This is a genomic window from Leisingera sp. ANG-DT (genome assembly GCF_000813785.1).
Classification (GTDB): Bacteria; Pseudomonadota; Alphaproteobacteria; order Rhodobacterales; family Rhodobacteraceae; genus Leisingera.
Genome location: NZ_JWLE01000007.1, coordinates 91,965 through 115,363 on the forward strand (window position 1 = coordinate 91,965; position 23,399 = coordinate 115,363).

17 protein-coding genes and 2 pseudogenes are annotated in these 23,399 nt (G+C 65.8%); 13 read left to right on the top strand and 6 right to left on the bottom strand.

Annotated features, from left to right (window positions below):
* The 5 genes from RA21_RS09155 (at position 1) to RA21_RS22280 (ending at position 7,848) form a co-directional block, all read left to right on the top strand.
* Entirely contained in the window at positions 1-1,683 is a 1,683-nt protein-coding gene (locus tag RA21_RS09155; RefSeq protein WP_039148024.1) for an ABC transporter ATP-binding protein, read from the top strand.
* Between the two features lie 4 nt (positions 1,684-1,687).
* A complete protein-coding gene (nirB, locus tag RA21_RS09160; protein WP_039148025.1) occupies positions 1,688-4,129 on the top strand; it encodes a nitrite reductase large subunit NirB in 2,442 nt (813 codons plus the stop codon).
* Positions 4,126-4,458 carry a nitrite reductase small subunit NirD gene (gene nirD / locus RA21_RS09165; RefSeq protein ID WP_019296409.1) on the top strand — a complete coding sequence of 111 codons (333 nt, stop codon included), beginning with the start codon at positions 4,126-4,128 and terminating at the stop codon, positions 4,456-4,458. The genes nirB and nirD overlap by 4 nt, the downstream gene beginning before the upstream one ends.
* Positions 4,458-7,088 (top strand): nitrate reductase, encoded by a 2,631-nt coding sequence (locus RA21_RS09170; protein WP_039148027.1) that lies wholly within the window; start codon positions 4,458-4,460, stop codon positions 7,086-7,088. The genes nirD and RA21_RS09170 overlap by 1 nt, the downstream gene beginning before the upstream one ends.
* 61 nt (positions 7,089-7,149) lie before the next feature.
* Positions 7,150-7,848, top strand: a complete 699-nt coding sequence (locus tag RA21_RS22280) for a uroporphyrinogen-III C-methyltransferase (RefSeq protein ID WP_241480965.1) — start codon at positions 7,150-7,152, stop codon at positions 7,846-7,848.
* Between the two features lie 89 nt (positions 7,849-7,937).
* Here the strand turns inward: RA21_RS22280 and RA21_RS09180 are convergent.
* Both RA21_RS09180 and RA21_RS09185 read right to left on the bottom strand, forming a co-directional pair.
* Positions 7,938-8,149, bottom strand: a pseudogene (locus RA21_RS09180) (transposase); the annotation flags it as partial.
* Positions 8,150-8,371: 222 nt separating this feature from the next.
* Positions 8,372-8,788: a c-type cytochrome gene (locus tag RA21_RS09185; RefSeq protein WP_052257625.1), complete on the bottom strand. Its 417-nt coding sequence runs from the start codon at positions 8,786-8,788 to the stop codon at positions 8,372-8,374.
* Between the two features lie 174 nt (positions 8,789-8,962).
* Between RA21_RS09185 and RA21_RS09190 the strand changes: the two genes are divergently transcribed.
* Genes RA21_RS09190 through RA21_RS09200 form a run of 3 tightly spaced genes read left to right on the top strand, consistent with a single transcriptional unit; the run spans position 8,963 to position 13,770 of the window.
* Complete coding sequence (locus RA21_RS09190; RefSeq protein WP_039148033.1) at positions 8,963-9,958, top strand: HlyD family secretion protein; 996 nt, start codon at positions 8,963-8,965, stop codon at positions 9,956-9,958.
* Positions 9,955-12,645, top strand: a complete 2,691-nt coding sequence (gene rbbA / locus RA21_RS09195; RefSeq protein WP_039148036.1) for a ribosome-associated ATPase/putative transporter RbbA — start codon at positions 9,955-9,957, stop codon at positions 12,643-12,645. Before RA21_RS09190 ends, rbbA begins: the two co-directional genes overlap by 4 nt.
* On the top strand, positions 12,646-13,770 hold the full coding sequence (locus tag RA21_RS09200) for an ABC transporter permease (protein ID WP_039148039.1): 1,125 nt from the start codon (positions 12,646-12,648) through the stop codon (positions 13,768-13,770).
* Here the strand turns inward: RA21_RS09200 and RA21_RS09205 are convergent.
* On the bottom strand, positions 13,767-14,174 hold the full coding sequence (locus RA21_RS09205; protein ID WP_039148042.1) for a universal stress protein: 408 nt from the start codon (positions 14,172-14,174) through the stop codon (positions 13,767-13,769). The genes RA21_RS09200 and RA21_RS09205 overlap by 4 nt on opposite strands.
* Before the next feature lie 176 nt (positions 14,175-14,350).
* Here RA21_RS09205 and RA21_RS09210 point away from each other — a divergent pair, with 176 nt between their 5' ends.
* Together RA21_RS09210 and RA21_RS09215 are read left to right on the top strand one after the other, a co-directional pair.
* Entirely contained in the window at positions 14,351-15,196 is an 846-nt protein-coding gene (locus tag RA21_RS09210; protein WP_039148044.1) for a universal stress protein, read from the top strand.
* 40 nt (positions 15,197-15,236) lie between these two features.
* Positions 15,237-16,055, top strand: coding sequence for a formate/nitrite transporter family protein (locus tag RA21_RS09215; RefSeq protein ID WP_039148047.1), 819 nt, complete (start codon positions 15,237-15,239; stop codon positions 16,053-16,055).
* A gap of 10 nt (positions 16,056-16,065) precedes the next feature.
* Here the strand turns inward: RA21_RS09215 and RA21_RS09220 are convergent, their stop codons facing one another.
* Genes RA21_RS09220 through RA21_RS09230 form a run of 3 tightly spaced genes read right to left on the bottom strand, consistent with a single transcriptional unit; the run spans position 16,066 to position 20,646 of the window.
* Positions 16,066-17,211, bottom strand: coding sequence for a site-2 protease family protein (locus RA21_RS09220; RefSeq protein WP_039148049.1), 1,146 nt, complete (start codon positions 17,209-17,211; stop codon positions 16,066-16,068).
* A 58-nt stretch (positions 17,212-17,269) separates the two neighbouring features.
* Positions 17,270-17,983: a VIT1/CCC1 transporter family protein gene (locus tag RA21_RS09225; protein ID WP_039148051.1), complete on the bottom strand. Its 714-nt coding sequence runs from the start codon at positions 17,981-17,983 to the stop codon at positions 17,270-17,272.
* A gap of 44 nt (positions 17,984-18,027) precedes the next feature.
* On the bottom strand, positions 18,028-20,646 hold the full coding sequence (locus RA21_RS09230) for a cation-translocating P-type ATPase (protein ID WP_039148179.1): 2,619 nt from the start codon (positions 20,644-20,646) through the stop codon (positions 18,028-18,030).
* Positions 20,647-20,934: 288 nt separating this feature from the next.
* On the opposite strand from RA21_RS09230, the gene RA21_RS09235 reads away from it, so the two are divergent.
* The 3 genes and pseudogenes from RA21_RS09235 (at position 20,935) to RA21_RS22845 (ending at position 23,366) form a co-directional block, all read left to right on the top strand.
* Positions 20,935-22,143 (top strand): Fic family protein, encoded by a 1,209-nt coding sequence (locus RA21_RS09235; protein WP_019296421.1) that lies wholly within the window; start codon positions 20,935-20,937, stop codon positions 22,141-22,143.
* Between the two features lie 175 nt (positions 22,144-22,318).
* A pseudogene (repA, locus tag RA21_RS09240) lies at positions 22,319-23,156 on the top strand (plasmid partitioning protein RepA); the annotation flags it as partial.
* Between the two features lie 39 nt (positions 23,157-23,195).
* On the top strand, positions 23,196-23,366 hold the full coding sequence (locus RA21_RS22845; RefSeq protein ID WP_019296424.1) for a hypothetical protein: 171 nt from the start codon (positions 23,196-23,198) through the stop codon (positions 23,364-23,366).
* Positions 23,367-23,399: the final 33 nt, after the last annotated feature.

Below are 23,399 nucleotides of genomic sequence, written 5' to 3' on the forward strand. Positions count from 1 at the left end.
ATGAGCATTCTTGAGTTCAAAAACGTCTCCAAGAGCTTTGGCGAGGGCAACAGCCGCACCGACGTTCTGAACAACATCAGCCTGCAGGTGCAGGAGGGCGAGTTTCTTGTGCTCTTGGGCTTTTCCGGCACCGGCAAGACAACCCTGATCAACCTGATGGCCGGGCTGGAGAGACCGGCGGAGGGGTCGGTCAAGTACCGGGGCAGGGAGGTCACCGGCCCCGGTCCCGAGCGCGGGGTGATCTTCCAGAGCTATTCGCTGATGCCGTGGCTGACGGTGAACGGCAATGTTGCGCTTGCGGTTGACACGGTCTTTCCCGGCCTCCCGAAGGCGGAGAAACAGGCGAAAGTGGACCATTATGTGGAAATGGTCGGCCTCAGCCACGCTGCGCACCGCCGCCCGGCGGAGCTGTCGGGGGGCATGCGCCAGCGGGTCAACGTGGCGCGGGCGCTGGCGATGGATCCGGAGATGCTCTTGCTGGATGAGCCGCTGTCGGCGCTGGACGCGCTGACCCGCGCCAATCTGGCGGATGAGATCGAGGCGATCTGGGAGGCGGACAAGAAGACCTGCGTGCTGATCACCAACGACGTGGATGAGGCCATTCTGCTGGCCGACCGCATCCTCGCCCTGAACCCGGACGGCAGCCTGGGGGAGGCGTTCACCGTCGCCATTCCCCGCCCGCGCGACCGCTCCGCGATGAACACGGACGAGAGCTTCAAGCGCCTGCGGGCGTCGGTCACCTCCCGCTTGATGGATGTGGGCATCCAAGCGAGGGCCGAAGGCACGAAGACCCTGCCGGACGTGACCCCGATCCACGGGCTGCCGGCGGCTGTGGCGGAGGCTGCAAAGTCGATCACCGAGGAGCGGTTTCTGGATTTCTCGCAGCTGCACAAGATCTACCCGACGCCCAAGGGGCCGCTGACGGTGGTCGAGGATTTCAACCTCAAGATCAGCAAGGGCGAGTTCATCTCGCTGATCGGCCATTCCGGCTGCGGCAAATCCACGGTGCTGACGATGGCCGCCGGGCTGAACCCGATCTCCAAGGGGGCGATCAAGCTGGACCGCCGCCATGTCGAGGGTGCCGACCCGGAGCGTGCTGTGGTGTTCCAGTCGCCCAATCTGTTCCCCTGGCTGACCGCGCGGGAGAACTGTGCCATTGGCGTCGACAAGGTCTATCCCAAGGCGACGCAGGCCGAACGGCAGGACGTGGTGGAATACTACCTGGAGCGCGTCGGCCTGGCGGATGCGATGGACAAGCCCGCACATGCGATGTCGAACGGCATGCAGCAGCGGGTCGGCATCGCCCGCGCCTTTGCCCTCTCCCCGAAACTCCTGCTGCTGGATGAACCCTTCGGCATGCTCGACAGCCTGACCCGCTGGGAGCTGCAAGAGGTGCTGATGGAGGTCTGGAGCCGCACCAAGGTGACCGCGATCTGCGTCACCCATGATGTCGATGAGGCGATCCTGCTGGCAGACCGGGTAGTGATGATGACCAACGGGCCCCAGGCCACCATCGGCAAGATCACCGACGTGGACCTGCCGCGCCCGCGCACCCGCAAGGCGCTGCTGGAGCACCCGGATTACTACACCTACCGGCAGGAGGTGCTCGATTTCCTGGAGGAATACGAGCACGGGGCGAAACCCGCTCCCAAACCAGCCGCAAAACAGATCGCAGCGGAGTAAGACCATGACCCAGAAACTCGTCATCATCGGGGCCGGCATGGCCTCTGGCCGGGTGATTGAGCATCTGCTTGATGCCGATCCCGGCGCCTATGACATCACCCTGTTCAACGCCGAGCCGCGCGGCAATTACAACCGCATCATGCTGAGCCCGGTGCTGTCGGGCGAGAAGACCTATGAGGAGATCGTCACCCATTCGGACGCGTGGTACGCGGAGCGCGGCATCACCTGCCGGTTCGGCGAGCATGTGGTGAAGATCGACCGCGAGATGAAAGTGGTCGAGGGTGAGAACGGCCATGTGCCTTACGACAAGCTGGTGATCGCCACCGGCTCCGCCCCCTTCATCATCCCGGTGCCGGGCCACGACTTGCCTGGGGTGATTTCTTACCGCGATCTGGATGACACCAACGCGATGATCGAGGCCGCCACCAAGGGCGGCAAGGCGGTGGTGATCGGCGGCGGCCTCCTCGGGCTGGAGGCCGCGGCGGGGCTCAAGGAGCGCGGCATGGATGTGTCCGTGCTGCACCTGATGGGCCACCTGATGGAGCGCCAGCTGGATGAGGCCGCAGGGTATCTGCTGCGCAAGGATCTGGAGGCGCGCGGCATCACCGTGAAAACCCAAGCCTCGACCAAGGCGATTTTGGGCGAGGACCGCGCCCAGGCGGTGCTCTTGGAAAGCGGTGAGACGCTGGGGGCGGATCTGGTGGTGATGGCAGTGGGCATCCGCCCGGAAACCCGGCTTGCCACGGACGCGCATCTGGATGTGGCGCGCGGCATCGAGGTGAACGCGCAGATGCAGACTTCCGACCCGGATGTCTATGCGGTGGGGGAATGCGTGGAATTCGGCGGCCATCTGTTTGGCCTGGTGGCGCCGCTCTATGACCAGGCCAAGGTGCTGGCGGACAGCCTGCTGGACCAGCCCAACGCCTTTGCAGTCAAGGAACTGGCGACCAAGCTCAAGGTCACTGGCTGCGACCTGTTCAGCGCCGGGGATTTCGCCGAGGATGAGGGGCGCGAGGACATTGTTTTCCGCGACCCGGCCCGCGGCATTTACAAGCGGCTGGTCATCGAAGACGACCGGCTGATCGGCGCGGTGATGTACGGTGACACCGCAGACGGCAGCTGGTTCTTCGGGCTGATCAAGGACGGCACCGACATCGACGAGATGCGTGAGACGCTTATCTTTGGCCCGGCCTTTCAGGGGGGCGCCTCCGCGGACCCTCTGTCAGCCGTTGCAGCCTTGCCGCCTGAGGCGGAGATCTGCGGCTGCAACGGCGTCTGCAAGGGACAGATCACCAGCGCCATCGAAGGCGGCGCAACCGACCTTGGCGCGATCCGCGCCACGACCAAGGCCAGCGCCTCCTGCGGCACCTGCACCGGGCTGGTGGAACAGCTGCTGGCGGTGACGCTGGGCGATGGCTATGCCGCCCCGCAGGCGCAGCCAGTCTGCGGCTGCACCCATCACACCCACGAGGACGTGCGCCGCCTGATCAAGTCGCAGGAACTGAAAAGCCAGGCCGCGGTCTGGCAGGAACTGGGCTGGACCACCCCCAACGGCTGCCATGTCTGCCGCCCGGCGGTGAACTACTACCTGCTGGCGGACTGGCCGCTGGAATACTGCGACGATCCGCAAAGCCGTTTCGTCAACGAGCGCAAGCACGCCAACATCCAGAAGGACGGCACGTTCTCCGTGGTGCCGCGGATGTGGGGCGGCATCACCACCCCGGACGAACTGCGTGCGATTGCCGATGCCGCTGACAAATATGATGTGCCGAAGGTGAAGGTGACTGGCGGCCAGCGTATCGACCTGCTGGGGGTCAGGGGCGAGGACCTGCCCGCGATCTGGTCCGACCTGAACCGCGCCGGGCTGGTGTCGGGCCATGCCTATTCCAAGGGGCTGCGCACGGTAAAAACCTGTGTCGGCACCGACCATTGCCGGTTCGGCACTCAGGACTCGACCGGGCTGGGCATCAAGCTGGAGAAACACCTGTGGGGGTCCTGGACGCCGCACAAGCTGAAGCTGGCGGTCTCCGGCTGTCCGCGCAACTGCGCCGAGGCGACCTGCAAGGACATCGGCGTGGTCTGCGTCGACAGCGGCTATGAAATCCACGTCGGCGGCGCCGCGGGGATGGAGATCAAGGGGACCGAGCTGCTGTGCAAGGTGGCGAGTGAGGACGAGGCGATCGAAGTGATCTCGGCGATGACCCAGATCTACCGCGAGAACGCCCGGTATCTGGACCGGATCTACAAATGGCTGGCCAGGGTCGGGCTTGATTGGGTCAAGGTGCAGATCGTGGACGACGTGGAGAACCGCAGGGCGCTGGCGGAGCGGTTTCAGCTGTCGCAATCCGTCTACCGCAAGGACCCTTGGGCGGAGCACGCGCAGGACAGCGCCACCCGGGCGCGATACGCGCCGCTTGCCAATCTCACCCTGGAGGCTGCGGAATGAACTGGATCGACATCGGCCATATCGACGACATCCCGCCGCATGGCGCGCGGGTGGTGAAAACCCCGGTGGGCTGCGTTGCCTTGTTCCGCACCGGCGCGGCAGAGGTCTTTGCCGCCGACGACCGTTGCCCGCACAAGGGCGGGCCGCTGTCCGAGGGGATCGTGCATGGCCAGAGCGTCACCTGCCCGCTGCACAACTGGGTGTTTGATCTGAACACCGGTGCAGCGCAGGGGGCGGATGAGGGGCGGATCGGCACCTATCCGGTGCGGGTGGACAGTGGCCGCCTGCTGATTGACGGTGATGCTATTGGAAAGCGGAGCGCGGCGTGATGCCGGGGGCCGCCTGCCAGGAAGTCCGCTCCACCTGTCCCTATTGCGGCACCGGCTGCGGCGTGCTGCTGCGCCCGGACGGGCAGGGCGGGCTGGCGGTGCGCGGTGATCCGGACCATCCGGCCAACCGCGGGCAGCTCTGCTCCAAGGGGCTGGCGCTGGGGGAAACCCTGGGGCTGGAGGGCCGCCTGCTGGCACCGCGGGTGCACGGGCAGGAAACCGATTGGGACAGCGCCCTGGACCTGGTGGCCGCCAGTTTCCGGCAGGCGGTGGAGCAGCACGGCCCGGACAGCGTCGGTTTCTACCTGTCGGGCCAGATGCTGACCGAGGATTACTATGTCGCCAACAAGCTGATGAAGGGCTTTCTCGGCTCCGCCAATATCGACACCAACTCGCGCCTGTGCATGGCCTCCACCGTTGCGGGCCACAAACGCGCCTTTGGCACCGACACGGTGCCCGGCACCTATGAGGATCTGGACGAGGCGGATCTGATTGTGCTGGTGGGTTCCAACCTGGCCTGGTGCCACCCGGTTCTGTATCAGCGAATTCTGGCGGCGCGCGGAAGCCGCGGCACCAGGCTGGTGGTGATCGACCCGCGCCGCACCGCCAGTTGCGACCAGGCGGACATGCACCTGAAACTGCGGGCAGGCAGCGACGTGGCGCTGTTCAACCACCTGCTGGCGGCGCTCCGCGCAGGCGGCGCGCTGGATGCGGACTATCTACGGCATGTGAATGGGCTGGGCGCGGCGCTGGACGCCGCCGCCGCGGAGGATGCCTCTGTGACCGGGTTGTCCGAGGGAGAAATCAAGGCTTTCTGCGATCTGTGGATTCGCACCGAGAAGGTGGTGACGATCTTTAGCCAGGGGGTGAACCAGTCCACCTCCGGCGCGGACAAGGTGAATGCGATCCTGAATTGCCATCTGGCCGCGGGGCGCATCGGCAAGCCCGGCTGCGGGCCGTTTTCCGTCACCGGCCAGCCCAATGCCATGGGCGGGCGCGAGGTGGGCGGGCTGTCCAATATGCTGGCCTGCCACATGGATCTGGACAACAGCCGCCACCGCGATGCGGTGCAGGCGTTCTGGGACGCGCCCGCGATGCCTGACCGCGCGGGCCTGAAGGCGGTCGACCTGTTCTGCGCTGCAGGCGACGGGCGGCTCAAGGCGCTGTGGATCATCCACACCAACCCCGCCGTCACCATGCCGGAGGCCGATGCCGTCTCCGCCGCGATAAAGGCCTGCGATTTCACCGTGGTCAGCGACATTACCGCCGCAACCGACACCGCCCGTCTGGCGGATGTGCTACTGCCCGCTGCCGCCTGGGCGGAAAAGGACGGCACCGTCACCAATTCGGACCGCACCATCAGCCGCCAGCGCGCCGCCCTGCCGCCGCCGGGTGAGGCCCGCGCCGATTGGGACATTCTGGCCGGTGCGGGCCGGCGCATGGGCTGGGGCGCGGCGTTTGATTACCAGTCTCCGGCGCAGGTCTTCCGCGAACATGCGGCCTTGTCCGGGCTGGCAGGCGGCTTCGGGCTGGACTTCGATATCTCCGGCCTCAGCTCCCTGTCCGATGCTGGCTATGACGGGCTGGCCCCGGTGCGCTGGCCGGTCAACCGCGACAGGCAGGGCGGGCGGTTCTTTGCGGACGGGCGGTTCTTTCACCCCGACGGCAAGGCCCGGATGCTGGCGGTCCGGCACAGGCCCCCGGCGGCCGCCCCGGACCGCCAGTACCCGTTCCGCCTGAACACCGGCCGCATCCGCGACCAGTGGCACACGATGACCCGCACCGGCATGGCGCCGCGCCTGACCGGACATCTGGCCGAGCCTTTCGCCGATATCCACCCGGAGGACGCCCGGCGGCTGGGCGTGCAGCCCGCCGACCTGCTGCGGCTCAGCAGCCCGCACGGGCAGGCCATCCTGCGCGCCCGGATCACTGCGGATGTGCAGCCCGGCGACCTGTTTGTGCCGATCCACTGGACTGGAGAAACCGCCCCTTCTGCGCGCATCGATACCCTTGTCGCCGCCGCTGTTGATCCGGTTTCGGGCCAGCCCGAAAGCAAAGCTGCCGTTGTTGCGGCGGAACGCTGGCAGCCCGCCTGGTACGGCTTTGCCGTATCCTGCAGTCCAATGACCCCCCAGGCAGAATACTGGGCCGCGGCACGCACCGGATCCGGATACCGGGCGGAACTAGCGGGGCTGGCTCCGCTTGTGGATCTTGAAGCCGTGGCGCGGGTTCTCTTTGCCCTGCCTGAAACCGAAGTGCAGGTGATCACGGACCGCCACAAAGGTATCGCCAGGCTAGCCTTGTTTCAGGACGGCAGGGTCATGGCCGCGCTGTTCACTGCGCCGGAACCGGTGGCGGTCAGCCGGGACTACCTGGCGGGTCAGCCGGGCAGCTGCACGGCAGAGGTGCTGACCGGTGTTCCGGCGGCGGGGCGGCCTGATCCCGGGCCTGTGGTCTGCGCCTGTTTCGGCGTCGGTGCCAACACCATCTTGCAGGCCATCGAAAGCGGCGGGCTGTTGAGCGTGGACGAGGTCGGCGCTGCCTTGCACGCAGGCACAAATTGCGGCTCCTGCCGCCCTGACATTGCAGACCTGCTGGCACGGCGCCCGTTCAGGCAGGCCGCGGAATAGGAGGGTTTCAGATGCCGGTTCCTCCAGCAAAGGTGCCCGCGATCTGCTCACTCTGCGCGCTGTGCAAGGGCTGCAGCAGGCTGATACGGTTTTCGATCGCCTTGTCGAGAAAGAGGTTCTGAGCCTTGCTCGGCCTGCAGCCAAACGGGTCTTTGCCGGGAAACACGTCGGGGCCCACAGCTGGCCGCAGGACAGGATCAACGCGGCCGTTGTGGGGGAGGCCTTGAAGGGCCGCCGGGTCGTGCGCCTGAAATCGGGAGATCCCAGTATCTTCGGGTGTGCTGCGGAAGAACTGGCCGCCGCGCTTGCAGCAGACATCGATGCGGAGATCGTTCCCGGGATCACCACTGCCTGCGCCGCCGCTGCGCAATCCGGTACGCCACTGACCGAACGCGGCCTGTCTGACACGCTTGTGCTGACCACTGCCAGATGCAAAGCCGGCGACTCTCTGCCCGATTGCGTCCGGCATGAAATGCCGGGAACCACAATTGCCTATTACATGTCGGTGGAGCAGGCACCGCGGGTGCGCGACGGTCTGCTCGGCCAAGGCTTGTCAGCCTCCACTCCGGTCACGATAGCTGCGGATGTTTCCAAGCCAAGTGCACGGACCGTCTCTTGTGGCCTCAGCGTGCTTCCGGACACCCTGAAACTTCATGAAATCTCCGGTTGTGCAGCAATTATCATCACATTTCCAAAACTCGGGTCCGGGCAGGTTTCTCTCCCAAAAACTAAGTCTTGCCGGCAAATAGCACGGCCTTAGGCGGACTGCCGGAACGCGCGAAATTCCTTCTGCCATGCGGCGCGAGTTTTTGAGCATTGCAGAAGATCAGGCTCTGGTCTCATTGAATTTCAACGCCAGCAGATGACGAGGGCGGTAAGAGATATAGCTGACAGGAAGACTTTTGAGCATTGCTGTACCGTGTGGCGGCCCGCCGCCAGTCCTTCTGCCTGCCGAACATAATCTCAATGCGGTTGCGCCGCTTATATCGGCGTTTGTCGTATCTGATGGCTTTCTTGCGCTGCTGTCGGCCGTGGATACGGGCACGTATCATTTTGTCTTTAAACATTTTATAACCTACATCTTGGGCGTCCGTCATCCAGAAATGATCAGACACACACCATTCGTTTTTCAACCGTGAATCATGCCGCCAATCGGATATCAACGGGTCCTGAGCCTTATAGGTGACGCAGTTTGGGGTAGCGCGTACCCGGGCAAAAATGAATTCCAATAATCATACTTATGTTAAATAATTTAACCGAGCAAATTACCTGATGCGGACCAGTCAGTCCGTCCCTTCAGCCAGACTTTGCACCGACTGAAGGTATGTGATGACGTTGCCCAGGGAGCGGGATACCATCATAGGCTGACCGCTTGGCAGGGCCAAAGTCACAAATTGATCCTCATCCAGGGTCGGGCCAAACATTGGCATATCACCGTGGGCGGCAACCGGCTGGCGGCCATCTATTTGCTTGGCAACAGCTGCCATCGGGAATTCACCGTTATTGCGCGCGGCCAAGTGGGTCAGGTCCGGCGGCTGCAAGGCCATCATCTCCGCCATCGGTCCCTGGCTTGCCGCGTCCTTGCCGTGGCATTCAGCGCAGAAATACAGGAACAGGTCCCGCCCCTCTTCCACGCCGTGGATTTGCGCCCAGCCCGGCCCTGCCGCAATTGCAAGTGTTGTCGCCAGCCGCATCAGCATTGCTGTTCTCCTTTGCTCCGGAACCTCCGTGCCGCCCGGCCCGAACCCGGTATCTACCGCACATGATGTGATGATAGCGGCAATCCGGCAGCGCAGGATTGACTCAGAGCAAGGCAGGATGAGCGGAACCCGGCTAGGCTCCGCAAGTGCTGCAACGGGACGGGGTGCTTTGCCATGACCAAAACTGCCGGTGCACTTCTTGCCGCGGCGGCTGTTCTGCTCTCGGCCGCCGCCGTCTATCTGTTCATTTCAGAAAATGGCGCGGACTTGCCGGATGGCTTCGTCCAGGGCAACGGCCGGATCGAGGCCGAACAGGTTGAGATCGCCGCTGCCCGGGCCGGCCGGGTGGCCAAGGTGCTGGCGGCCGAGGGCAGCCTGGTGGCGGCGGGCAGCATCCTGGTGGAAATAGACACGGATGAGCTGTCGGCGGCGCATGACCGGGCCACCGCCGAAGCCGCGCTTGCGCGCCAGACCAAGGCCGAGGCCGAGGCGCTGGTGGTCCAGCGCCAGAGCGAGCACCGCCGCGCAGAGCATGAGCTGGACCGCGCCACCGCCCTGCTGGCCGGGCACAACATTTCAGAAACGGTGTTTGAAGAACGCGAAACCGCCCACCAGGTCGCCGAGGCGGTGCTGGGCGCGGCCAAGGCGCGAGTCGCCACAGCGGAGGCAGGGATTGCGGCCGCTGAAGCAGAGGTCCGCCGGATCGCCGCGCAGATCGAGGACAGCACCCTCACCGCGCCGGTGCCGGGTCGGGTCCTGTACCGGCTGGCGGAACCGGGTGAGGTGGTCGGCGCCGGCGGCCCGATCCTGACGCTTCTGAGCCTTGAAAACATCTATATGGAGGTGTTCCTGCCCGCCCGCGAGGCCGGTCTTCTGCCAATCGGCGCCGAGGCGCGCATCGTGCTGGACGCCCTGCCCGATTACGCCATTCCCGCCACCGTCACCTTCGTCTCGCCAGAGGCCCAGTTCACCCCCAAGCAGGTCGAGACCCTCAGCGAACGCGAGCAGCTGGTGTTCCGCGTCCGCGTCCGCATCCCGCAGGATCTGGTGGCGGCGCGGATCGAACATGTGAAAACCGGCCTGCGCGGCATTGCGGTGATCCGGCTCGATCCGGACAGCCCCTGGCCCGAAGCGCTGGAGCGGCGCATCCCGCCTGAGCTGTTCGAATGACCGCCCGGGCAGACAGTCCCGGCATACACGCCGCAGGCGTCACGCACCGCTACCGCAAGCACATTGCGCTGGACGCGCTGTCGCTGGACCTGCCGCCGGGCCGGCTGGTGGGCTTCATCGGGCCCGATGGGGTCGGAAAGTCGACCCTCCTCAGCCTGATCACCGGCGCCAGGAAACTGCAGGCAGGTACCATAGATGTCCTTGGCGGCCCCATCGGCGACGCCGCGCACCGGCACCGCATCTGCCCCGCCATTGCCTTCATGCCGCAGGGTCTGGGCCGCAACCTCTATCCTGAGCTTTCCGTACGCGAAAACCTCGAATTCTTCTCGCGGCTGTTCGGCCAGGGCGCGGCAGAGCGCGAGGCCCGCATCGGATCGCTCCTCACAGCCACCGGGCTGACGCCTTTTGCAGACCGGCTGATGGGCAGGCTGTCGGGCGGCATGAAGCAGAAGCTGGGCCTCTGCTGTGCCCTGATCCACGACCCCAAGCTGCTGGTGCTGGATGAACCGACCACCGGCGTTGACCCGCTGTCGCGCCGCCAGTTCTGGGCGCTGATCGGCGCCATCCGGGAAACCAGCCCCGGCCTCACCGTGCTGGTTTCCACCGCCTATATGGAGGAGGCGCAAAGTTTCGACTGGATCGTCGCCATGGATGCGGGCCGGGTGCTGTACCAGGGACCGCCGGATGACCTGAAGCGCCAGACCGGCGATCTGGAAACCGCATACCGCCAGCTGCGGGCAAACGGCAGCCCGCCGCCGGTTCAGCACCCTGCCCCAGCGGCGCACAGCGGCGAGCCGGTCATCACCGCCCGCGGCCTGACCCGCCGCTTTGGCGATTTCACCGCCGTTGACCACGTCGATTTCAGCATTGCCCGCGGGGAAATCTTCGGCTTTCTTGGCTCCAATGGCTGCGGCAAGTCGACCACCATGAAAATGCTGACGGGCCTCCTGCCCATCAGCTCCGGCGAGGCGCAGCTGTTCGGCAGGCCGGTGGATGCCAGGAACCGCGCCATGCGGCACGAGACCGGCTATATGAGCCAGGCGTTTTCGCTTTATGGCGAACTGACCGTTGAGCAGAACCTGCAGCTGCACGCCCGCATTTTCGGGATCAAAGACCGCGCGGCCCGGGTCGCGGAACTGACGCAGCGATTCGGCCTTGCGGCGCACAGCACCTCCCTGGCCGCTGCCCTGCCCCTTGGCATCAAGCAGCGCCTGTCGCTGGCGGTTGCGCTGATCCACCGCCCGCGGGTGCTGATCCTGGACGAGCCGACCTCCGGCGTCGATCCGGAGGCGCGGGACATGTTCTGGGCGCTGCTCCTCGGCCTGTCCCGCAACGACGGCGTGACGATCTTTGTCTCCACCCATTTCATGGGCGAGGCCGAACGCTGCGACCGGGTTTCCTTCATGCATGCGGGCAGGGTGCTGGCCGAAGGCACACCCAAGGCGCTGATGGCATCGCAGGCTGCGGACACGCTGGAACAGGCCTTTGTCTCCATCCTCAGGGCCGCCGACCCCCCTGCCCCGGTCTCCGCTCCGGAAACCGCCGTTCAGGCACAGGGCCGCGCGGCAGGCGGTCTCACCCGCGCGCTGGCCTATGCGCGGCGCGAAACGGTGGAGGTGCTGCGCGACCCGGTGCGGCTTGCCTTTGCCTTCCTCGGGTCGGTGATCCTGATGCTGGTGTTCTGCTTCGGCATTTCGCTGGACATTGATGAACTGGACTATGCCGCCCTCGACCTGTCGCAAAGCCCCGAAAGCCGCGCCTATCTGGCGGAGATTTCCGGCTCCCGCTACTTCCGCCCCACCCCGCCCCTGTCCAGCGCCGCCGAGGGCCGCAGCCGGCTGGTCGCGGGCGAGGTCTCGCTGGTGGTGGAGCTGCCGCCCGATTTCGGCCGCAAGCTGCGCGCAAATGAACCGGCAGAGGTGCTGGCGATTGTCGATGGCGCCATCCCCTTCAAGGGTGAAACGGTGGAGGGTTACGCCGCCGGTCTGCATCAGACCTTCCTGAGCGCCGAGGCCGCCGCCAGCGGCATCCGGCAGGGTGAAACCGCCCGCATAGAGCCGCGGTTCCGCTACAATCAGAGCTTCGAGAGCATCGCCGCCATGGCGCCCGCAATGCCCGCCATCCTGCTGATCATGCTGCCCGCGGTGCTGATGGCGGTCAGCGTCGCGCGGGAAAAGGAACTGGGCTCGGTCACCAATTTCTACGTCACGCCCACCACCCGGCTCGAATTCCTGATCGGCAAGCAGATCCCCTATATCGTGATCGCCTATCTGAACTTCCTGCTGCTGACGGCGATGACCATCGCGGTCTTCGGGGTGCCGCTCAAAGGCGACCCGCTGCCGCTGGCCCTTGGCGCGCTGCTCTATGTCTGGGCTGCCACTTCCTACGGGCTGCTGATTGCCACCATGACCTCCAGCCAGGTGGCGGCCACCTTTGCGACCACCATCGCCTCGGTGGTGCCGACAATCCAGTTCTCCGGCCTGCTGCAGCCGGTCTCGACGCTGGAGGGCGGCGCCCGGACCATCGGGTCGCTGTGGCCGTCCTCCTATTTCCTGCATCTGAACGTCGGCGCCTTCACCAAGGGCCTGGGCTGGGAGGCGCTGATGCCGGACATTCTGGCGCTGGCCTGCTTCGGCCCGGTGTTCACCCTGCTGGCCGCGCTGGCGCTGCGCGCGCAGGAGAAGTAGATGCAGCGCCTGTCCCGCATATTCTGGCTTGGCCTCAAGGAGATGATGAGCCTGCGCCGCGACTGGGTGATGATGGCGCTTCTGGCCTGGTCCTTCACCCTTGCACCGGTGATGGAAGCGACCGGAGTCGCAACCTCGGTCAACAACGCCTCCATCGCATTTGCCGATGAGGACAACTCGCCCCTTTCCCGCACCCTGGCCGCCGCGTTTTTCCCGCCGGAGTTCCAGCCGGTGGTGCAGATCGAACCCGGCACCGGGGCGGCCCGGATGGACGCCGGCCATTTCCTGTTCGTGGTCGCCGTGCCGCCGGGGTTCGAAAAGGACGTCCGCGCGGGCCGGGTGCCGGAGATCCAGGTGCTGATCGACGCCACCGCGATGGAACAGGCAGGCATCGGTGCCAATTACATCACCAGCATCCTCAGCACCGAAATCCGCCGCTTTGCCATCGGCGCCGATCTGGCCGTGCCGCAGCCGCTGGACATCATCATCCGCAGCGCCTTCAACCCCAACCGCGACACCGTGCGCTTTGCCGGCATCAACGCGCTGATCGGCCAGATCATGTGGCTGACCACGATCCTAACCGGCGCCGCGATGATCCGCGAGCGCGAGCACGGCAACATCGAGCACCTGCTGGCGATGCCGCTCTCGCCCTTCGATATTGCCGTGGCCAAGATCTGGGCCAACGCCGCGGTGGTGCTGGTTGCGGCGGCGCTGTCGCTGGGTTTTGTGATGCAGGGCGTGCTGGAGATCACCATCGCCGGCTCCAAGCTGCTGTTCCTCTGCGGCACCGCGCTGTTCCTGTTCACCGCCACCGCGCTGGGAGTGTTCCTGGCCACGGTCGCGCGCTCAATGGCGCAGTTTGCGCTGCTGGTGATGCTGACCATCCTGCCGATGCTGATGCTGTCGGGCGGCGAAACCCCGGTGGAAAGCCAGCCCGTCTGGCTGCAGGCTGCCACCACCCTACTGCCCTCGCGCCACTACATGGCCGCCAGCCAGGCCATCGTCTTCAAAGGCGCAGGGGTTGAGACCGTCTGGCCCGAGTTCCTGTGGATGGCGCTGCTGGGCGCGGCCCTGCTGGCGGCCAGCCTGGTGCTGTTCCGCCGCTCAGTCGCGCAGGACGGCTAGCGGATCACCACCACGGTGCATTTGGCATGGCGCACCACCCCCGCCGCGGTCGAGCCCAGGAAATAGTCCTGCAGGCCCGGCCGGTGCGAGGCGATGACGATGCAATCCGCGCCATGCGCATCGGCGTAGTCGGTGATCGTGCGCCCGGCATGGCCGGTCACTACATCCGCCTTGACGTCCGTCACCCCGCCCAGGTCCGCCTTGAGCGACGCCAGCATTTCTGCGCGGGTGCCTTCCAGCAGCCCCTCCGGCAGCTGCTGCGCCATATAGCCGGGGATCTCGTCAGCCACGGTCAGCGCAGTGATCCTTGCATCGCTGTCCGCCAGCAGGCGGGCAGCCTCCAGCGAGCGGGCCGTATTGGCACCGTGATCCGGTGCGACGGGAACCAGAATATGCTTGTACATCGTGATCCTCCTTTGATGCCGCCCGAGTGTACGCCGCCCGCCGCCGCCCCGCATTGACGGAGGTTAGCCGCCTCAAGGCCGCCGATTGATCCGGATCATGGCACCTGCCGGCAAACCTGTTCTACTGATCAATGCGGTGCGCACCCGCCTGCCGCGATCCAGCCCGGAGGCCCGCCATGCAACGCAAAACCTCTCTCTTCGTTCTTGCCACTGACACCAGCGACGCAACCATCACTGCCGCCGCCGAGGCAGCGCAGGGCCAAAACACCTACCTAGCCTGCCTGCTGCTCGATAATCCGCCCGGCAGACCCTACTTTGTCTCCGGCACAACAGCCTTCGGCTCGGCTGCGATGCCCGCGAACTGGGTTGATCATCTGCGGGACGCCCGCCAGGCGGCAGAAACCCGCGCGGCAGAGGTGAACGATCTCCTCACCCGCAACACCTGCTCTGGCGATGTGCACTATGCGGTCTGCGCCGGCTCGGACATCCGGATGCTTTGCGCCCAGCGGGCCAAGACCTGCGACATCGCGCAGTTTGCCGATGGCCTCAGGGACCACGAGGCTGTCTTCCGCGAGGCGCTGCACGGCCTCCTCTTCCAATCGCCGGTACCGGTGATTGTGAACGGCGCGCCTTTTGCCAGCTACAGCCGCGTTTTCCTGGCCTGGGACAGCAGCCTTGCTGCCTCCCGCGCGGCCCACGCGGCGCTGCCCTATCTGCGCCACGCTGACGAGGTCGTGATCGGCTGCTTTGAAACCAGCACCTCCGATCAGCGCGGCGGTGAGGATCCGGGCACCGATGCCGCCGTATGGCTCAGCCACCAGGGCTGCAAGGTGACCGTGTCTCAATTCCCCGGCGGCGGGCAGGATGTCGGCCACGGCATCCAGCAGCGCGCGCGCGAGGCCGGGGCCGGGCTGGTGGTGATGGGCGCCTATGGCCATTCCCGCCTGCGCGAGGCCGTTTTCGGCGGCACCACCCGCACGATGATCGAGCAGACGGACCTGCCGGTCCTGTTTGCCCACTGACGCCCTCTGCCCCCTAGCCCATGAACTCAGGAGCCGCCTTATGACCAGCCAGGCCCCGTTTGATGCCTACAAGCCTGCTGAAATCGCAAACCTGGTAGAGACCGCCGGGACCGCCAAGGCCCGGCTGCCGCTGCCGCAGATGTTCGTGCTGGCGATGCTGGCGGGCGCTTTCATCGGCTTCGGCGCGGCGGCCTATACCATGACCCTGACCGGTGCATCCTCCGTCACAGGGCCTATACGGGTGCTCGGCGGCGCGGTGTTCTCGCTCGGCCTGATCCTGGTGGTTATCGCCGGGGCAGAGCTGTTCACCGGCAATGTGCTGATGGTGATCGCCGCGGTGGACCGCAAGATCCCGCTGCGCCTGCTGCTGCGCAGCTGGGGCGTGGTCTATGCCGGCAATCTGGCCGGCGCTGCCGGGCTGGCCGCCGCCTTTGCCCTTACAGGGCTGCTGGACGGTGCAATGGGTGCAACCGCCGCCGGGATCGCAGAGGCCAAGGCCGGCCTTGCCCCGCTTGAGGCCTTTATGCGCGGCGCGCTGTGCAACGCCCTGGTCTGCCTCGCCGTCTGGCTGTCTTTCGCGGCCCGCACCGCCGCCGGCAAGGTTCTGGCCATCCTCTGGCCGATCACCGCCTTCGTTCTGCTGGGGCTGGAGCACTCCATCGCCAACATGTACTTCTTCCCGCAGGCGTGGGCAGCGGGAGCGGACCTTCCCCTTTCTGCGGCAGCCGCCAATCTGTTCTGGGTCACCGTCGGCAACATCGCAGGCGGCGCGGGCGGGGTCGCCCTGGCCTACTGGTTTGCCTTCCTGGGCGGCTCTGCGCAGCGCCAGCCTGAACAGCCGACTGAGCAAAGCCGCTGACGCCGCCGCCTTACTCTGCCTTGCGGTCTGGCAGCCGGATTTCCTGCAGCACCGCCAGATACCCCGTCAAATCAGACAGCGTGACCACCCCCAGCAACTGGCGCTCCTCTGCCACCAGAAACTTGCGCCGCCCGGTGGAGGAGATCTTTGCCATCAGCTCCGCAGCCGGCATTTCAGGCCCGACCGTATCGTCCGCATCCGCAGGAACATAGACGTCGCCCACACGGGTATCCGCCCAGTCCGCGCGCGGGGTCTGCGCCAGCAGGCTGGTATCTGCATAGCCCAGCAGCACGTCGCCCAGCACCACCGGCACAAAGCTTTTGCGGCCGCTTAGCATCACGTCATCCGCAAGGTATTGCAGGCTGACCTCCGGCGGCACCGATATCACATGATGTGTCATCAGAGCGGCAACCGTCTTGCCCTTGAACGCAGCCTCCTGCAGCTGGCGGGCATAGGTGCCCTTGGCCGCCGCTAGCACAAACACCCCGATCAGCACCTGCCACAGCGAAGCGACCGGATTGCCGGAAAACAGCCCGATGACACCAAAGAGGATCAGCGCATAGGCAAAATAGCTGCTGATCCTTGTGGCGGTGGCAGTCGCCTGCAGCAAATCGCGGCTGCGGCTCCACAGGAAGGCGCGGAAGATCCGCCCGCCATCCAGCGGAAAGGCCGGCAGCAGGTTGAACACCGCTAGCACCAGGTTGATCAGCGCCAGGTAGTCCAGCACAGGGTTCAGCGCCATCCCTGGCGCAAGCCACCCGCCCATCTGCGCCAGCAGCCAGAAGCCAAAGGCCAGCGCAAAGCTCATCAGCGGGCCGGCTATGGCAATCCAGAACTCGCTGGCGGCGGTCTTCGGCTCCGATCCCAGCTCGGCAACCCCGCCGAAGATGAACAGCGTGATCCCCTTGATCTCAACACCGTAACGCCGGGCCACCACCGAATGGGACATCTCGTGCAGGATCAGCGAGGCAAAGAAGCCCAGCATCGCCAGCAGCGCCAGGGTGAAGTACAGGCTGCCGCCGGCACCGGGATAGATCATCGGGAAATACTGCGCCGACAGGCTCCAGGTGATCAGCGCGGCGATCAGCGCCCAGCTCGGATCGATGCGGATGTCAAACCCCTGCAGGGTGGCGATCTTGATGGCATTGGAAAACATCGGCTCCCCCTCCGGTCCCCAGCTTAGGGCCAAACCGGCCCCGCCCCCTTGATCCGGCTCAAGCCCGGAACAGGCTGCCCGCCAGATAGGCCACCGCAGCAGCACAGGAGCCGATGGCCAGCGTCTCCAGCCCGGATTTCCACCAGGGCGCCAGCGACCAGACGCTCTTGCTGGCGCCGATGCCAAAAAACACCGCCCCGGTGGCAATGGCCGCCGTCAGGAACGGATCAGGCAGCCCCAGCATGAAGGGCAAGAGCGGCACGATGCCCGCGGCCATAAAGGCGGCAAAGGTGGTCAGCGCCGCCGCCACCGGGTTGGGCTCGGCCGGCGCCAGCCCGTATTCGCTGGTCAGCATCAGCGAGATCCATTTCTCCGGCTTGGCGGCAACCGATTGCACCGCTCCGTCCAGCACCTCGCCGCTCAGCCCTAGCTCCTGAAAGATCTGGCGCAACTCCTCGCGCTCGCCCTCCGGGTAGTCGCGGATATGGCGCTTCTCCACCTTATAAAGCCGCCGCCGGTCGTCCAGATCCGCCTTGGTGCCCAGGTAATTGGCCGCCGCCATGGAAAACCCGTCCGCCAGCACGTTGGCAATGCCCAGGGCAATGATCACGCCTTGCGAAAACCCGGCCCCCTCGACACCCGCGGCAATGGCAAAAGTAGTGACCGCACCGTCAATGCCGCCGTAAACCGCGTCCCGCAGCCGCCCGCTTCCATTGCTGCCCGCAAGCCGCCGCGCGATGTCTTCCTTGCTGTGCCCGTGATCGCCCTTCATACCCGCAGGATGGCCCGGAACGGCAAAACCCGCATTGAGGGAGGTCAAGCCGCAGCAGCAGCCCGCGTGGTCCGGCGGCTGGCGAGATAGCGCAGGGTTTTCAGCACCTCCGGCGCCACCAGGATCGGCAGCACCAGCAGCGCGATCAGCCCCCACTGCTCCGCCTGCAGCGGCACCGTGTGCAGCAGCACTTGCAGCGGCGGCCAGTACACCGCCGCCGCCTGCGCCCCGATGGTCACCGCCAGCGCCGCCAGCAGCAGCGGATTGCTGAAGAACCCGATCCGCCAGCACGGCAGATGCAGGGAGCGGAAGGCAAAGACGCTGGCCTTCTCAAAGACCACCATCGCGGTAAAGGCGGCGGCGCGGGCCAAATCCTCGTTGCCGTCCAGCAGATGCAGAAACAGCCACAGGCTGGCGAGCCCGGTATAAAGCCCCAGCGCCAGAATGGTCAGCAGCCCGGCCTTCCCCACAATCGGCGCGTCCTTCTTGCGCGGCGGATGCTCCATCTGGTCCGGTTCACCCTTCTCCAGCCCCAGCGCCACGGCTGTCACGCCATCGGTGACCAGGTTCATCCACAGAATCTGAGTCGCCAGAAAGATCAGCGGCCCGCCGATCAGGATATTGATCAACAGCGCAATCACCTCGCCCGCGTTGGAGGACAAGAGGTAGCGCACGAACTTGCGCACATTGGTGAACTGCCGCCGCCCCTCGCCGATGGCGCGGACGATGGTGGCAAAGTTATCGTCCAGCAGCACCAGGTCAGAGGCATCCTTGGCCACATCGGTGCCCCGCACTCCCATCGAGACGCCGATATCGGCCTGTTTCAGGGCCGGCGCATCGTTCACCCCGTCACCGGTCATCGCCACGATCTGATGCTGCCCCTGCAGGGCCGAGACGATCCGCATCTTGTGGGCGGGCCTTGTGCGGGCAAACAGCACATCCTGCTGCAAAAGCCGGTCCAGCTCCGCATCCTCCAGCGCCTCCAGCGCATCGCCGGTCAGGGTCTTTCCCGCAGGCAGGCCCAGCTGGGCGGCAATTGCCTTGGCAGTCAGCGGGCTGTCACCGGTGATCATGATCACCCGGATGCCCGCCGCCCGCGCCGCGCCGATGGCATCCCGCACTTCGGGCCGCGGCGGGTCAATCAGCCCCGCCAGCCCGAGGAAGGTCATGTCCTTTTCCTCGATCCCGCCGCCCTGCGCCGCGCCGGCTGCCAGGCCGATCACCCGCAACCCTTCTGCGGCCATCGCCTCATAGGCGCCGGTGATGGCGGCCGCTTCCTCCGCACCCAGCTGCCGCGGGCCGTCCTGGGTCAGCACCTCCGTGCAGATGCCCAGAACCTGCTCCGGCGCGCCCTTGGTCAGGACCTTTCCGCCGCCGCCACTGCGCGCCAGCACGCTCATCCGCTTGCGCTCGCTGCTGAAGGGGATCTCCGCCACCACCGCATCCGGCGACGGCAGCGCTGCCCAGCCCTTGTAGCCCAATGTGACTAGCGCGCCCTCGGTCGGGGCGCCGGTCATCTGCCAGTGGTCGCCGTCCTGGTGCAGGCTGGCATGGGTGCAGGTCAGCCCCGCTTCCAGCAGCTCTGCCAGCACCGCATCCTCCCGCGCGCCGGTGACCGCGCCGTTCCAGGCAATATGGCCCGCCGGGTCATAGCCGGTGCCGGTCACCTGATAGCTGCGGTCCAGCGTCCAGACCCGGGTCACGGTCATCTTGTTCTCGGTCAGGGTGCCGGTCTTGTCGGTGCAGATGACTGAGGCCGCACCCAGCGTTTCCACCGCCTGCAGACGCCGCGCCAGCGCCCTTTGGCGCACCATTGCCGCCGCCCCCAGCGCCAGGGTGATGGTGACCACCGCAGGCAGCCCCTCCGGCACCATCGCCACCGACAGCGACAGGCCGGTCATGAACATCTCCGCCGCGTCCCGCCCCATATACAGCCCCAGCGCCAGGATCGCCGCCGCCACCGCCAGCGCCGCAAACCCCAGCTGCCGCGCCAGACGGCCCAGCTGCACCTGCAGATTGGTCTTCTTCAGGCCCACCGCCCCGGTCAGCGCCGCAATCTCGCCAAAGGCGGTGCGCGCGCCGGTCGCGGTGACCACCGCCAGCGCGCGGCCCGCTGCCACCACCGTGCCGGCAAACACCTCTGCTGTGTCTGTGCCGGGCGCCTTGTCCACCGGAACCGATTCCCCAGTCAGCGCGCTTTCATCCAGCCGCAGCCCGGCGGCTTCGTGCAGGCGCGCGTCAGCAGGCACCCGGGCGCCCGCCTCCAGGATGATCAGATCGCCCGGCACCAGCTCGCGCGCCTCGATCACCTGCTCGCGCCCGTCCCGCACCGCCAGCGCCTGCGGCGACAGCATGCTGCGCAGGCTTTCCAGCGCGGTCTCCGCCCGCCATTCCTGCAAAAAGCCCAGGATCCCGTTCAGCCCGATTACCAGCCCGATCGCCAGCGTGTCGGCATATTCGCCCAGCGTGAAGGCAATGATCCCGGCGGCGATCAGGATCAGCACCAGGAAATTGCTGAACTGGCGCAGAAACACTTTCAACGGCCCGGTCCGCCTGCCCCGCGGCAGCTCGTTCCAGCCATAGGTCCGCCGCGCCGCCTCCGCCTGCTGCCGCGTCAGCCCGCTGCGCCGCCCGCCACTGCTGTCCTGAACCGGGTTTGCCATGCGCTTTGCCCTCCGCAGCCGCCTCCGGCCGCCGTTTCCAGCCTGCCGCAACTTTGGCCCTTCCGGCAACTGCACCAACGCCGCAGGGGGCCTTCCGAAGGCGAACCGGAAAATAAACCGGAACTGAAAGCGGAACAGAATCAGCAGAAAGCACCCGCAAAACATTTATAACACAATGATAGTAATGTTATTTTATCCTATTTCCTGGCGGCCGGAAACGGACTATAAAACGGAACTTGAACAGGAACAAACGGGCGTCACACCCCGAAACCGGAACAGAGGCAATGCATGGCGGCGGACAGGCCAACCAACCTGGCGGATGATGGCGAGCCGATCACCATCGTCGAGCCGCTGATCCCCGAAGAAGCCTCCCGGCACCGCCCTGCCCTCAACGATCTGGCGGTGGAACTGGCGATGGCCTCCTCAGCCCTGCGCGCCGCGCTGCCAGAGGCGGTCCGCACCCCGCTGGCCGGCCTGGTGCGGTCGATGAACTGCTACTACTCGAACCTGATTGAGGGCCACAACACCCACCCGGTCGATATCGAACGCGCGCTCAATCAGGATTTCAGCCAGGACCAGGCCAAGCGCGATCTGCAGCTGGAGGCGGTCGCCCATATCGCGGTGCAGAAATGGATTGATGAGGGCGGGCTGCCCGGCCACCCGCTCGATCCCGCCGTGCTGCAGGTGATCCACCGCCGGTTCTGCGAGAACCTGCCCGGCAGCCTGCTGGTCACCCGCAGCCCCGACGGCACGGAGACCCGGATCATCCCCGGCGCCTTCCGTACCGACTATGTGCAGGTGGGAAAACACGTCGCCCCCAGCCCCGGCGCGGTGGCGCGGCTGCTGGCCCATATGCGCAGGATGTACGGCACCCAGGGCCGCAGCGGCGCCATCATCGCCACCGCCTGCGCCCACCACCGGCTGGTCTGGGTGCACCCCTTCATCGACCTGAACGGGCGGGTGTCGCGCATGGTGGCCCACGCCATGCTGCGCCAGAACGTGAATTCCGAGGGCCTGTGGTCCGCCTCCCGCGGCCTCGCCCGCAAGGAGGCCGAGTACAAGCAGCGCCTGATGGCCGCAGATGAGCCCCGCCACGGCGGCGCCGACGGCCGCGGCAACCTGTCGGAGCAGCGGCTGGCAGAGTTTGCCGCCTTCTTCCTGGAAACCGCGCTGGATCAGGTCCGCTTCATGGAACAGCTGATGCAGCCGCAGGCCCTGCGCGCCCGGGTTGAGGCCTGGTGCCAGGGAGAAATCCGCGCAGGCCACCTGCTGACCGGCGCCGAAACCGTCATGCGCGAGGCTCTGACACTGGGCAAACTGGAGCGCGGAAGCGTGCACGGCCTGCTTGGCGTCAGCGACCGCCAGGCCCGCAAGGTGACCGCCGGATTGCTGGCGGCCGGCGCCTTGGCATCGCCAACCCAGCGCGCACCTTTGCAGCTGAACTTCCCGGCCACCCTGGCCGGAGACTGGATGCCCGGCCTGTTTCCCAGCCGCTGACACCGCGCCCCTGCCCGCCCGGCAGCCGCCAACTATAGAAAACGCTTGCACGAAATCCCGCTCTTTGGCCAACAGTCCCGGAAAAGAGGCGGCAAACGCCAAATTCCGTGAACGCGCCAGGCAGCAAACACACGGGTAAAATGCAGAGCGGCGCAGATGGCAGGCACAAGGGAAGATGGGTCGTGCATACACACCTGAGGATCTGAATGCGGTGATCCTTCTGCATTCAGAATGTATTGCGGCCCAGCTCCACGTGCAGCACGAGTTCTTGAAAAACCGATTGCAAACCAGGCGACTACCTGCTCCGTCGGCACGATGGTGATCACATGCAGTTCATCGGCGTGATGAATTTCAAGGGCGGCCCCGGCAAAATCACCACCTCCGCCCATCTGACGCAGCGCCTCGCGCTCAAGGGCTACAGTGTGCTGGCGATCGACCTTGACCCGCAGGCGTCCCGCCTTGCCCTGCACGGCGTCCAGCCGGAGTTCGACCTCAAGGACGGCGGCACGCTTTACGACGCCATCCGCTATGACGACCCGGCGCCGATCTCCTCGGTGATCCGCAAGACCTATATCCCGAACCTCGACCTGATCCCCGGCAACCTCGAACTGATGGAGTTCGAGCACGACACCCCCCGTGCGCTCGCGCAGGGCAGCGCCGGATTGTTCTTTTTCCGGGTCAAAGAGGCTCTAACACATGTCGATTCCGACTATGACGTGGTGGTGATCGACTGCCCGCCGCAGCTCGGCTTCCTCACCATGTCGGCGCTCTCCACCGCAACCGGCGTGCTGGTCACCATCCACCCGGAAATGCTCGACGTGATGTCGATGTCGCAATTCCTGCGCATGACCGCCGACCAGATGGACGTGATTGCCTAGTCCTGCGTTGACATGAGCCACGACTGGATGCGCTACCTCTTGAACCGCTATGAACCGTCGGATGCGCCGCGGAACCGCATCGTTGCCTTCCTGCGTACCATGTACGGCTACAAGGCGCTGTTCGCGCAGGAGCTGGTCGAAAATAGCTTTGGCAACTAGTCGCAGGTCGCCGAGGTGCTGGCCGTCACCAAATCCTCCGTCTCAATCGCCATTGACGAGGCAATCGGCACCGATCTGATCCGCGCCATCGGCTCGGCACAGGGCATCGGCCGCCACCGCTGGGACGCGCTGGCCAAGGCGATTCACGGGCCGCTCGTCTTTTTGTCTTTCGTGATGATGGCATAGGATATATGCCCCTCACGCCTTTTGGGCGTCAAG

Excerpts from the sequence above, each read along its gene's own strand:
- RA21_RS09185 (WP_052257625.1), bottom strand. The coding sequence starts at position 8,788 with ATGCTGATGCGGCTGGCGACAACACTTGCAATTGCGGCAGGGCCGGGC.
- nirB (WP_039148025.1), top strand. The coding sequence starts at position 1,688 with ATGACCCAGAAACTCGTCATCATCGGGGCCGGCATGGCCTCTGGCCGG.
- RA21_RS09230 (WP_039148179.1), bottom strand. The coding sequence starts at position 20,646 with ATGGCAAACCCGGTTCAGGACAGCAGTGGCGGGCGGCGCAGCGGGCTG.
- RA21_RS09220 (WP_039148049.1), bottom strand. The coding sequence starts at position 17,211 with ATGTTTTCCAATGCCATCAAGATCGCCACCCTGCAGGGGTTTGACATC.
- RA21_RS09190 (WP_039148033.1), top strand. The coding sequence starts at position 8,963 with ATGACCAAAACTGCCGGTGCACTTCTTGCCGCGGCGGCTGTTCTGCTC.
- RA21_RS09210 (WP_039148044.1), top strand. The coding sequence starts at position 14,351 with ATGCAACGCAAAACCTCTCTCTTCGTTCTTGCCACTGACACCAGCGAC.
- RA21_RS09155 (WP_039148024.1), top strand. The coding sequence starts at position 1 with ATGAGCATTCTTGAGTTCAAAAACGTCTCCAAGAGCTTTGGCGAGGGC.
- RA21_RS09215 (WP_039148047.1), top strand. The coding sequence starts at position 15,237 with ATGACCAGCCAGGCCCCGTTTGATGCCTACAAGCCTGCTGAAATCGCA.
- RA21_RS09225 (WP_039148051.1), bottom strand. The coding sequence starts at position 17,983 with ATGAAGGGCGATCACGGGCACAGCAAGGAAGACATCGCGCGGCGGCTT.
- RA21_RS09170 (WP_039148027.1), top strand. The coding sequence starts at position 4,458 with ATGCCGGGGGCCGCCTGCCAGGAAGTCCGCTCCACCTGTCCCTATTGC.
- RA21_RS09200 (WP_039148039.1), top strand. The coding sequence starts at position 12,646 with ATGCAGCGCCTGTCCCGCATATTCTGGCTTGGCCTCAAGGAGATGATG.
- rbbA (WP_039148036.1), top strand. The coding sequence starts at position 9,955 with ATGACCGCCCGGGCAGACAGTCCCGGCATACACGCCGCAGGCGTCACG.
- RA21_RS09235 (WP_019296421.1), top strand. The coding sequence starts at position 20,935 with ATGGCGGCGGACAGGCCAACCAACCTGGCGGATGATGGCGAGCCGATC.
- nirD (WP_019296409.1), top strand. The coding sequence starts at position 4,126 with ATGAACTGGATCGACATCGGCCATATCGACGACATCCCGCCGCATGGC.
- RA21_RS09205 (WP_039148042.1), bottom strand. The coding sequence starts at position 14,174 with ATGTACAAGCATATTCTGGTTCCCGTCGCACCGGATCACGGTGCCAAT.